Origin of the sequence: Streptomyces sp. NPDC001822 (assembly GCF_042892135.1) — a bacterium.
Taxonomy (GTDB): Bacteria; Actinomycetota; Actinomycetes; order Streptomycetales; family Streptomycetaceae; genus Streptomyces.
Genome location: NZ_JBIATW010000011.1, coordinates 279,547 through 290,126, shown reverse-complemented (window position 1 = coordinate 290,126; position 10,580 = coordinate 279,547). Strand labels below are relative to the sequence as shown.

Below are 10,580 nucleotides of genomic sequence, written 5' to 3'. Positions count from 1 at the left end.
GTCCCGTTTCACCGGGGCCCTCCGGGCGCTTCCCTTCGTTCTTGCGTTTCCGACTCTATCAGACTCTTTCGTGTCCGATTCCCGGTCGAAGCGGGTTACTGCTTGTTTCGCCTTCCAGTTCTTCGCTTTCGCGTTTCCCTTTCCGGCGGTTCCAACTTTACCAGACTCTTTTTCGTTCCGTTTCCGGTCCGAATTTGATTCCGGCGACCTGTGGAGTGGTCTTTGCCTTTCGGCTGACTCGACTTTATCAGAAGCAATTCGGCCGAAGCTAATCGGCTTGTCTGCCAGAAAGAGAAGAATCGATCGGCTCTGCGGGAATCTCGTCCCCTGCACGAGCGAGATGAACCTTAGCCGTCACAACCGAGCCTGTCCAGCTCCTTGCAACCGTTAAAATCTACCTCCCCACGCCGACCGTGTCAACGGTTTTTTGTGGGCGAAGAGGAGACTAGCAGGCCAACGCCCTCCCACGCACATCGCCCTTCAGGCAGCGGAGGGGAGTTCGGCGCTTCGCTCGCCGGCCTCGATGTCTCCGGTGTCACCCGCCCGGGCCGCCCTGCCGCCGAGTACGTAGACATAGGCGAGGAAGGCACCCTCCGCCACGACGCCGATGGCGATCCGCGCCCAGGTCGGCAGGCCCGACGGGGTGACGAATCCTTCGATGACACCGGAGACGAACAGGACCAGCGCCAGGCCGATCGCCATGCCGAGTGCGGCCCTGCCTTGCCGGGCCAGCGCCGTGCGCCGTGTGAAGGGGCCCGGGTCGATCACGGTCCAGCCCAGACGGAGTCCCGTGCCGGCTGCCACGAACACTGCGGTGAGTTCGAGCAGCCCGTGCGGCAGGACGAGCCCGAGGAAGGTGTCGAGCCGGCCGGCGGAGGACATCAGGCCGATCCCGACACCCAGGTTCAGCACGTTGACGAAGAGGATCCAGACGACCGGCAGGCAGAGGAAAGCCCCCAGCACGAGGCACATCGCCGCGGCCTGGGCGTTGTTCGTCCAGACCTGGGCGGCGAACGACGCCGCGGGGTGGCTGGAGTAGTACGTCTCGTACTCCCCGCCGGGGCGCGTCAGTGCTCGAAGGTCCTCGGGCGCGGCTATCGCCGCCTGGACCTCCGGATGGGTGCCGATCCACCAGCCGATGACCGCGGCGAGCAGCGTGGAGAGCACGGCTGTCGGTATCCACCAGTGCCGGGACCGGTAGACAGCGGCGGGGAAGCCCGCTGTCAGGAACCGGGCGGCGTCCCGCCACGACGCCCGACGCGTCCCCGTGACGGTGGAGCGCGCCCGGGCCACGAGCTGGGTGAGCCGCGCCGTGAGCATCGGGTCCGGCGCGCTGGACCGGATCAGGGACAGATGGGTCGCTGTGCGCTGGTAGAGCAGGACGAGTTCGTCCGCCTCCGCCCCGGTCAGGCTGCGCCCCCGGTGCAGAAGGTGGTCCAGGCGGTCCCACTCGGTGCGGTGGGAGGTCACGAAGACGTCGAGGTCCATGGTCGGCTTCTGCTCCAGGCATGGGTGCGTACGGGTCCGTACTACTGCGGCGCGTTGCGGGTCAGCTTGGCAGACTGTGATCCCGAGGGGCAGGGAAGGGCGGCGAGGGGTGGGTGGCGATGAACGAGCTCGTGACAGGGGACGCGGTCGTACTGGGCTTGCAGCCGGCGAGGCTTCCGAGCCGGGCTCTGGCGATCGCCATCGATCTCGCCGTGCTGCTGACCGTGTTCGTCCTGGTGTCCGTCGGTCTGGCCGTGGCGACCGTGACGCTCGACGAAGCGGCGACGGCCGCGATCGGCGTCGCCGTGTTCCTGTTGGTACTGGTCGGCGGGCCCATCGCGGTCGAGACCCTCAGCCAGGGGCGTTCGCTCGGGAAACTCGCCTGCGGCCTCCGTGTCGTCAGGGACGACGGTGGACCGATCCGCTTCCGGCACGCTCTGGTGCGGGGCTCCATGGGCGTGGTCGAGATCCTGGGTACGTTCGGCGTCGTGGCCTGCGTCTCTTCGCTGGTGTCCGCCCGTGGCCGGCGGCTCGGTGACGTGTTCGGCGGGACCCTCGTCGTACGTGAGCGGGTGTCCGTCACCCGTACCCCCGCCGTACCTCCGCCACCGCCCTGGCTGGTGGGGCGCTTCCAGCAGGCGGACCTGTCCACCGTCCCCGACGGACTCTGGCTCGCGATTCGGCAGTACCTGACGAGGATGGGCCAACTGGACGCCGCCGTACGGTGGTCGATGGCCGAGCGGTTGTCGTCCGACCTCGCCGCGCTGACCGGGACACCGGTACCGCAGGGAGTTCCCGCGGCGGCGTATCTGGCGGCCGTGGTGCACGAGCGGCAGACGCGTGACGCCCGTCGGGTGACCGCTGCCGCGAACGTCGCCGCGCGGACGCGGGCGCAGGCCTCCCCTTCGCCGGTGCACCTGTCCCCGACTACGCACCGGCCTGGACACTTCCCTCCCACGCACCGGCCTGGACACCCGGACGCGGCCGGCGACGCACCCGTGGGCGCGCGGGGCCCCCTGCCGGATCCGGGTCAGCAGCAGGCCGGCCACGGGGGCGATACGCCGGCGGCGCACGCCGACCGTGCGCAGGGGCGGCCGACGACGGGTTTCGCCCCTCCGGCATGAACCCGGCACGCGGAGCGGGGATTTGGAGCGCGGAATTCGGGACCCGGCACCCGGAGCCCGGCCGGCACCCAAGACCCGGCACCCGGCATCCCGCGTCCGGCATCCCGCGCCCGGAATCCGGTGGCCCGACGGACCGCCTGACCTCGTGCATCACCTCGTACGCCCGGAGCTAGTCCCCGCCCGCCGGGCGGGACATCTGCGAGGGCGGTGATTCGAGGTGTTCGAGCTCGATGCCCGGTGCGGCCAGCACCACGTCACCCGCGATGTGCACGGTGTGCCTGTCGCCCGTGTCCAGTGCGTCGACCTGGTACTCGTCCACGGTCAGCGGTCCGTTGTCAGTGGCGTGCGCTTCACTGTTCAGCAGGGACCAGGCCTGGTCGACGGTGCGGGGGGCGAGGACCGGGTCCGTGAAGGTGACCAGGCGGACGCGGGTGGCGGGGGAAGCGGGGGTGAGGCGCAGGATCCGGGCAGTGGCGACGAGGAACGCGGGGGAGGTGCCGGAGAAGGCGTGGGCGCGGACGTTCCCTTCGGTCGCGTGGGTGCCGGTGGGGTCGGTCCGCACCCAGGTGACGCCGTCGATGGCGGCGCCGCGGATCTGCCAGCTCGCGGCATGCAGTTCGAGGCGGATGGGGCGGCCGAGTTCGTCCAGGGCCAGATCGACGGAACCCAGGTGGGCGCCCGAGGGGTCCGTGGTCTGCGAGACGTAGCGCCAGCCGGACGGGCCGGGGGCGCAGTGGAAGTGTTCTTCGCCGAGGGGGGTGTGGTCGTGGAGATCGTGGAGCGAATAGCGGCCGCGGGGCATGGGGTCCTTCGGGTTCCTCGGGCTGTGCGGGCTCGGTACGGCGCAGGCCCCCGGCACGGGGGTGCGGGGGCCTGCGTTCGGACCTGCTGCTGAGGGCTTCGCCGGCCGGGGCCGGCGAGGTCCTAGTAGCGGTAGAGGTCGGACTTGTACGGGCCCTCGACCGGGACACCGATGTAGTCGGCCTGCTCCTGGCGCAGGGTCGTGAGCTTCACGCCCAGCGCGTCGAGGTGCAGGCGGGCGACCTTCTCGTCGAGGTGCTTCGGCAGCACGTAGACGTCGGTCGGGTAGGCCTCCGGCTTGGTGAACAGCTCGATCTGGGCCAGCGTCTGGTCCGCGAACGAGTTGGACATGACGAACGACGGGTGGCCGGTGGCGTTGCCGAGGTTCAGCAGGCGGCCCTCGGACAGCACGATGAGGACCTTGCCGTCGGTGAACTTCCAGGTGTGGACCTGCGGCTTGACCTCGTCCTTGACGATGCCGTCGATCTTCGCGAGGCCGGCCATGTCGATCTCGTTGTCGAAGTGGCCGATGTTGCCGACGATGGCCTGGTGCTTCATCCGGGCCATGTCCGAGGCCATGATGATGTCCTTGTTGCCCGTCGTCGTGATGAAGATGTCCGCGGTCTCCACCACGTCGTCGAGCGTCGCGACCTGGTAGCCGTCCATCGCGGCCTGCAGGGCGCAGATCGGGTCGATCTCCGTGATGATCACGCGGGCGCCCTGTCCGCGCAGGGACTCGGCGCAGCCCTTGCCGACGTCGCCGTAGCCGCAGACGACGGCGGTCTTGCCGCCGATGAGGACGTCGGTGGCGCGGTTGATGCCGTCGATCAGCGAGTGGCGGCAGCCGTACTTGTTGTCGAACTTCGACTTGGTGACAGCGTCGTTGACGTTGATCGCCGGGAACAGGAGGGTGCCGTCGCGGTGCATCTCGTACAGGCGGTGCACACCGGTCGTGGTCTCCTCGGTCACGCCGCGGATCTCGGACGCCAGCTGCGTCCACTTCTGCGGGGACTCGACCAGGGTGCGGTTGAGCAGCGTGAGGATGTGGGCGAACTCCTCGCTGTCCGCGGTCGACGGGTCCGGGGCCGAGCCGGCCTTCTCGAACTCGACGCCCTTGTGGACGAGGAGGGTGGCGTCGCCCCCGTCGTCGAGGATCATGTTCGGGCCGCCGGTGGAGGTGTTCGGCCAGGTCAGCGCCTGCTCCGTGCACCACCAGTACTCCTCCAGGGTCTCGCCCTTCCAGGCGAAGACCGGGACGCCCGCGGGGGCCTCCGGGGTGCCGTTCGGACCGACCGCGATGGCGGCGGCCGCGTGGTCCTGGGTGGAGAAGATGTTGCAGGAGGCCCAGCGGACCTCGGCGCCGAGGGCGACGAGGGTCTCGATGAGCACTGCGGTCTGCACGGTCATGTGCAGGGAGCCGGTGATCCTGGCGCCGGCCAGCGGCTGCGCGGCGGCGTACTCCTTGCGGATCGACATCAGGCCGGGCATCTCGTGCTCGGCGAGGGTGATCTCCTTGCGCCCGAAGGCGGCGAGGGAGAGGTCGGCGACCTTGAAGTCCTGGCGATTGGCGGCCGTCGTCATAACGGGCTGCTCCTCGTGATGGGTCGAGGGTGGACTGGCTGGCTCTGCGGCGGCCACGGGCACACGAATGCCCGAGCAATCCGCAGTGCAGTCCGTCGGAGGCCCTCTCTCCCTCGGCCGGCCCGCTCCAGCGGACCGATCGACCGCCATCAGCAGCGACGTCTGGTACTCCCCCGAATCTACACCGAACGGCCCAGCGAGCCCCAGCCCGCCCGGGCATCGGTGTGGGTCGCAGGGCCGTTCGGGGCCGATCGTCAGGGGGTCAGTGGCCGGATCCGGCCGGTTCGCCGGAGGGTGCCGGACCGCCCGGTGCCTTGCCCGGGTTGGCTCCGGCCTCGGCCGCGGCCTCGTTGTAGATGTCCGGTTCGAGGTAGATGACCCGGGCGATCGGCACGGCATCGCGGATCCGGGTCTCGGCGGCGTTGATCGCGGCGGCGACCTCGGCGGCCGTCTCGTCGTGGCGCACCGCGATCTTGGCGGCGACCAGGAGCTCCTCGGGGCCGAGGTGGAGCGTGCGCATGTGGATGATGCGGGTGACGGTGTCGCCGTCGACGACCGACGCGCGGATCTTCTCGACGTCCTCGATACCGGCCGCCTCTCCGAGCAGGAGTGACTTCGTCTCCGCCGCGAGGACGATCGCGATGACGATCAGCAGGACGCCGATGCACAGGGTGCCGATGCCGTCCCACACCCCGTCGCCGGTGCCGAGCGCCAGGCCGACGCCGGCGAGGGCGAGGATCAGCCCGACCAGTGCGCCGAAGTCCTCGAGGAGTACGACGGGGAGCTCGGGCGCCTTGGCGCGGCGGACGAACTGCGTCCAGGTGAGCGTGCCCCGGGTCTGGTTGGACTCGGCGATGGCCGTGCGGAAGGAGAAGCCCTCGGCGATGATCGCGAAGACGAGGACGCCGACGGGCCAGTACCAGGCCTCGATCGCGTGCGGGTGCTTGATCTTCTCGTAGCCCTCGTAGATCGCGAACATGCCGCCGACGGAGAACAGCACGATGGACACGAGGAAGGCGTAGATGTAGCGCTCGCGGCCGTAGCCGAAGGGGTGCTCCGGTGTCGCCTCCCGCTTCGCCTTCTTGCCGCCGAGCAGCAGGAGGCCCTGGTTGCCCGAGTCCGCGAGCGAGTGCACGCTCTCGGCCAGCATCGACGACGAGCCACTGAAGAGGAACGCCACGAATTTGGCCACCGCGATCGCGAGGTTGGCGGCGAGTGCCGCCACGATCGCCTTGGTTCCGCCTGACGCGCTCATGGGTGCCTGGTGTCCCTTCCTCGGTGCTGCGGCGGGGGCGCCGCGTTACGGCCGGACATTGTTGCAGTCGCTGGTGCGGGCGGTACCTCAGACGACGACGGTCGCCCGGAAGAGCGTTCCGGTACCAGACACTTCGACTGTTTCGTCCGCGGGGACGAACACGGATTCACCGGGTGCCAGGGTGGTCTCCCCGGCCTGGGGGGACCCCGAGGTGCAGAGCAGGATCTGCGGGGCGCCGGCGGACAGTTCGACCGGGGCCCCGCCGGCGGAGAGCACGTAGCGCGACAGCCGGAACTCGTCGACCGGCGTCTCGTAGAGTTCCTCGCCCGCGGGGGATGCCTCGGGGCGCAGGATGCCGGGTTCGCTCGCTTCGAAGCGGACGATGCGCAGGAGTTCGGGGACGTCGATGTGCTTGGGGGTCAGTCCGCAGCGCAGCACGTTGTCGGAGTTGGCCATGATCTCGACGCCGAGGCCGCCGAGATAGGCGTGCGGCACGCCCGCCCCGAGGAACATGGCCTCACCGGGCTGGAGTTGGACGTGGTTCAGCAGCATGGCCGCGATGACGCCCGGGTCGCCCGGGTAGTGGTGGGCGATCTGGGCGTACGGCGCGTGGGCGCCGCCGAGCCGTTCGGCGGCCTCGGCCGCCTCGGCGACCGTGCCGGCCATGTCGTCCGGGTCTGCGGTGAGGATCGCCGTGAGGACCTCGCGCAGTGCCGCGTCCTCGGGGCGGGCGCGCAGCAGGTCCACGTAGGGCTTGAGCGAGTCAACGCCGAGAGCGGCTATCAGGTCCGCGGCCTCGTCGGGCCTGCGGAATCCGCAGAGTCCCTCGAACGGGGTGAGCGCGCAGATCAGCTCGGGCTTGTGGTTGGCGTCCTTGTAGGTGCGGTGCGGCGCGTCGATGGCGATGCCCCGGCGCTCCTCGTCCGCGTATCCCTGTTGTGCCTGCGCGAGGTCGGGGTGGACCTGGAGGGAGAGCGGTGCTCCGGCGGCCAGCAGCTTCAGCAGGAAGGGGAGGCGGGGGCCGAAGGCGCGGACGGCGGCGGGGCCGAGTTCGAGCTCGGGGTCCGCCGCGATGACGTCGGTGAGCGACTGCTCCCCGGGGGCCGTGGGGCGGTTGAGCCTGGAGGGGGCTCCGGGGTGGGCCCCCATCCACATCTCCGCCTGCGGTTCACCGGTCGGGGCTGTGCCGAGCAGTTCGGGAATGGCTGTGGTGGACCCCCAGGCGTAGGGGCGCACGGTGTTGGAGAGCCGGTCCATGGAAGTTCGTCCTCGTGGTTGTGCGGGGGCTGTGGTGCCCCGTGGGAAGGCGGGCCGTCGGACTCCGTTGTCCTCGGCGGGCGGTCGGCCCTGCGCGGAAGGCGGGCTTTCGCGCCCTGTGCGGGAAGCGTCGGTCACCAGCGTCGGTCAGACCCTGTTGTCCGAGGCCAGGGAGAGGTAGACGGCGGCGAAGTCGGTGACCGCGAGGAGCTCGGCGAGCGCTTCGAGCTCGCTGCCCTCCTCGGGTTCGAGTTCGCTGATGGCCGTGTCATGGCCGAGGGCCAGCTCCCGGGCCGCCGGTCCGGCGGTCAGTCCGCCCGCCGGCCGGTCGCGGAGCAGGACGACCCGGGCCCGCATGGCCTCGGGTTCGTCGACCCGGTCCCGGAAGAAGTCGTCGGGGTCGGCTCCCGCGGCGAAGGCTCCGGCCAGCAGCCCTCCGTGCGAGGGCAGGGCCTCGGGCAGTTCGGCCACCAGGGCCGGGCGGCCGGCGAGCTCGGCCAGGACCGCGGCGAACCGGCGGCCGACGGGGCCGGCGGTGCCCCCCTCGGTCCATACGAGCGGCAGGCTGTCGGCGAGCTCGGCGGCGAGGGTCTTGGCCGGGTTGCTGTAGGTGGCGAGGGCGGGTCCGCAGCGTTCGGCGGTGCGGTCGAGCCGGTCGGCGACCTTCTGCAGCGCGTCGGCGGGTGCGTCGACGAGACCCACCCGGTCGAGCAGGGCCAGCAGCGGCGTGAGCAGGGCCCAGAGCGTGCCGGGTCCCGCGGCCGACGTCTCGGCGTCGTACTCCCCGTGCGGGGCGGCCGCCATGGGTACGACGAGTCCGTGGATCCCGTCGACGGCCTCCCGCAGCGGGGAGCGGACGGGTGCGACGGCCACGACGGTGCAGCCGCGGCGGTACGCCTGCTCGGCGAGGCGGGCGAGGCCGGGTTCCGATCCGTCGGCGGTGGCGATGAGCAGCAGGTCCACGGAGCCGGCCCAGCCCGGGAGCGTCCAGCGCAGCGCACCGGCGGCCGCCGCGACCCCGGTGGGCCGGATCGCGGTGACGGGTGCCGCGGCTCCGGCGAGGGCGCCGATCAGGTCGGCGACGCCGGACGCCGCGGTGCCGGGCCCCGCGACGAGGACGGCGCGTGGCCGGCCTTCCGGCGCCAGCGCACCGATGCCCGCCTCTGCGGCGTGCAGGGCCGCGGTACGGACGCGGGCCCCGGCTTCGGCGGCGCCGCGGAGCAGCCCGCGCCGGTCTGCCCTGGCCAGGGCGTCCGGTGCGTCGAGCAACGACTCGTCGAGCATGGCGGTGGGCCTCCGATCACCGTGCTGATCAAGGTGCGGTTAGGCGGGGCGCCGGGCCTCGTCGACGAGCAGCACCGGGATGTCGTCGCGCACCGGGTAGGCGAGACCGCAGTCCGCCCCGGTGCAGACCAGCTCGGGGCTTTCGGCGGCGGACCGGTCGTCGAGCGCGGCGTGGCAGGCCGGGCAGGCGAGGATCTCCAGAAGGCCGGCTTCGAGCGGCATGGGCGGGTCCCTTCGGGCGTGCGGTGCGGTCCGGGCCCGGTACGGGTCCGCGGAGCTCGGGGCTTGGTCAGCCTACCGCCGGGCCGACGGGGTCGCGGCCCGGCGGGACCCGGCCGACCGGGCATGCGTCGGGCGGTGGCGGCACGGGCACCGGGTGTCCACGCGACGTGTGCCCCGGTGCCCGCGGGTCACGCGCGGACGAGGGCGAGAACCTCGTCGCGTACCGCTTCCATGGTCTTCCCGTCGCGGGCCTCGACGTTGAGGCGGAGGAGCGGCTCGGTGTTGGAGGCGCGCAGGTTGAACCACCAGTCACCGCCCGTGACCGTGAGTCCGTCGAGTTCGTCGAACCGGACGTCGTCGCGCTCCCCGTAGGCGGCCCTGATCGCGTCGAGCCGTTCCGCCTGGTCGGCGACGGTGGAGTTGATCTCGCCGGAGCCGGTGTAGCGGTCGTACCGCTCCAGGAGGCCCGAGAGCGGCCCGTCCTGCCCGCCGAGTGCGGCGATGACGTGGAGGGCGGCCAGCATGCCCGTGTCGGCGTTCCAGAAGTCGCGGAAGTAGTAGTGGGCGGAGTGCTCGCCGCCGAAGATCGCCCCGTGTGCGGCCATCTCGGCCTTGATGAAGGAGTGGCCGACGCGGGTGCGGACGGGGGTCCCGCCGTTCTCGCGCACGACCTCGGGGACGGACCAGGAGGTGATCAGGTTGTGGATGACGGTGCCCTTGCCGCCGTTGCGGGCCAGCTCCCGGGCCGCGACGAGGGAGGTGATCGCGGACGGGGACACGCCGTCGCCGTGCTCGTCGACGACGAAGCAGCGGTCCGCGTCACCGTCGAAGGCGAGCCCGAGGTCGGCTCCCTCCGCGCGGACCCGGGCCCGCAGGTCGACGGTGTTCTTCGGGTCGAGGGGGTTGGCCTCGTGGTTCGGGAAGGTGCCGTCGAGCTCGAAGTACATGGGTACGACGTCGAGGGGGAGGCCGGCGAAGACGGTGGGGACGGTGTGGCCGCCCATGCCGTTGCCCGCGTCCACGACGACCTTGAGCGGGCGGATCCCGGAGAGGTCGACGAGTCCCAGCAGGTGGGCGGCGTAGTCGTCGAGGGTCTCGCGCTCGGTGACGGTGCCCGGGACCTCGACGGCCGGGTCCGGGATGCCGTGCTCCGACCACTTCTCGACCAGGGTGCGGATCTCGGTGAGGCCGGTGTCCTGGCCCACGGGCGCGGCTCCGGCGCGGCACAGCTTGATGCCGTTGTACCGGGCCGGGTTGTGCGAGGCCGTGAACATCGCTCCGGGCAGGCCGAGGGCCCCGGAGGCGTAGTACAGCTGGTCCGTGGAGCAGAGCCCGATGAGGGTCACGTCCGCTCCGCGTCCCGTGGCGCCTCGGGCGAAGGCGGCGGCCAGGCCGGGTGAGGACGGCCGCATGTCGTGGCCGATCACGATCGCGTCCGCGTTGGTGACCTGGACGAAGGCCGCGCCGAAGAGTTCGGCGAGCGGCTCGTCCCACTGGTCGGGCACGACGCCGCGCACGTCGTACGCCTTCACGAGCTGCGACAGGTCAGCTACCACGGCCGGTCCTCC

At 71.3% G+C, this 10,580-nt stretch carries 9 protein-coding genes; 1 reads left to right on the top strand and 8 read right to left on the bottom strand.

Annotated features, from left to right (window positions below; translation table 11 throughout):
• Positions 1–480: 480 nt before the first annotated feature.
• On the bottom strand, positions 481–1,488 hold the full coding sequence (locus ACFYY2_RS25180; protein ID WP_388746582.1) for a stage II sporulation protein M: 1,008 nt from the start codon (positions 1,486–1,488) through the stop codon (positions 481–483).
• Positions 1,489–1,607: 119 nt separating this feature from the next.
• Between ACFYY2_RS25180 and ACFYY2_RS25175 the strand changes: the two genes are divergently transcribed.
• A complete protein-coding gene (locus ACFYY2_RS25175) occupies positions 1,608–2,612 on the top strand; it encodes an RDD family protein (protein WP_388746580.1) in 1,005 nt (334 codons plus the stop codon).
• A gap of 169 nt (positions 2,613–2,781) precedes the next feature.
• Here ACFYY2_RS25175 and ACFYY2_RS25170 read toward each other — a convergent pair whose 3' ends face one another.
• From ACFYY2_RS25170 to ACFYY2_RS25140, 7 genes are all read right to left on the bottom strand, one after another.
• On the bottom strand, positions 2,782–3,414 hold the full coding sequence (locus tag ACFYY2_RS25170) for a hypothetical protein (protein ID WP_388746578.1): 633 nt from the start codon (positions 3,412–3,414) through the stop codon (positions 2,782–2,784).
• A 122-nt stretch (positions 3,415–3,536) separates the two neighbouring features.
• Positions 3,537–4,994, bottom strand: coding sequence for an adenosylhomocysteinase (gene ahcY, locus ACFYY2_RS25165; protein ID WP_388746576.1), 1,458 nt, complete (start codon positions 4,992–4,994; stop codon positions 3,537–3,539).
• Positions 4,995–5,256: 262 nt separating this feature from the next.
• Positions 5,257–6,249 (bottom strand): cation diffusion facilitator family transporter, encoded by a 993-nt coding sequence (locus tag ACFYY2_RS25160; RefSeq protein WP_388746574.1) that lies wholly within the window; start codon positions 6,247–6,249, stop codon positions 5,257–5,259.
• Positions 6,250–6,336: 87 nt separating this feature from the next.
• The gene (gene manA, locus ACFYY2_RS25155; protein WP_388746572.1) at positions 6,337–7,506 is read right to left on the bottom strand and encodes a mannose-6-phosphate isomerase, class I; all 1,170 of its coding nucleotides are present in this window, start codon (positions 7,504–7,506) and stop codon (positions 6,337–6,339) included.
• A 147-nt stretch (positions 7,507–7,653) separates the two neighbouring features.
• Complete coding sequence (locus tag ACFYY2_RS25150) at positions 7,654–8,790, bottom strand: SIS domain-containing protein (RefSeq protein ID WP_388746570.1); 1,137 nt, start codon at positions 8,788–8,790, stop codon at positions 7,654–7,656.
• 39 nt (positions 8,791–8,829) lie between these two features.
• Positions 8,830–9,012: a Trm112 family protein gene (locus ACFYY2_RS25145; RefSeq protein ID WP_327117924.1), complete on the bottom strand. Its 183-nt coding sequence runs from the start codon at positions 9,010–9,012 to the stop codon at positions 8,830–8,832.
• Positions 9,013–9,200: 188 nt separating this feature from the next.
• The gene (locus ACFYY2_RS25140) at positions 9,201–10,568 is read right to left on the bottom strand and encodes a phosphomannomutase/phosphoglucomutase (protein ID WP_388746567.1); all 1,368 of its coding nucleotides are present in this window, start codon (positions 10,566–10,568) and stop codon (positions 9,201–9,203) included.
• Between the last annotated feature and the right edge of the window lie 12 nt (positions 10,569–10,580).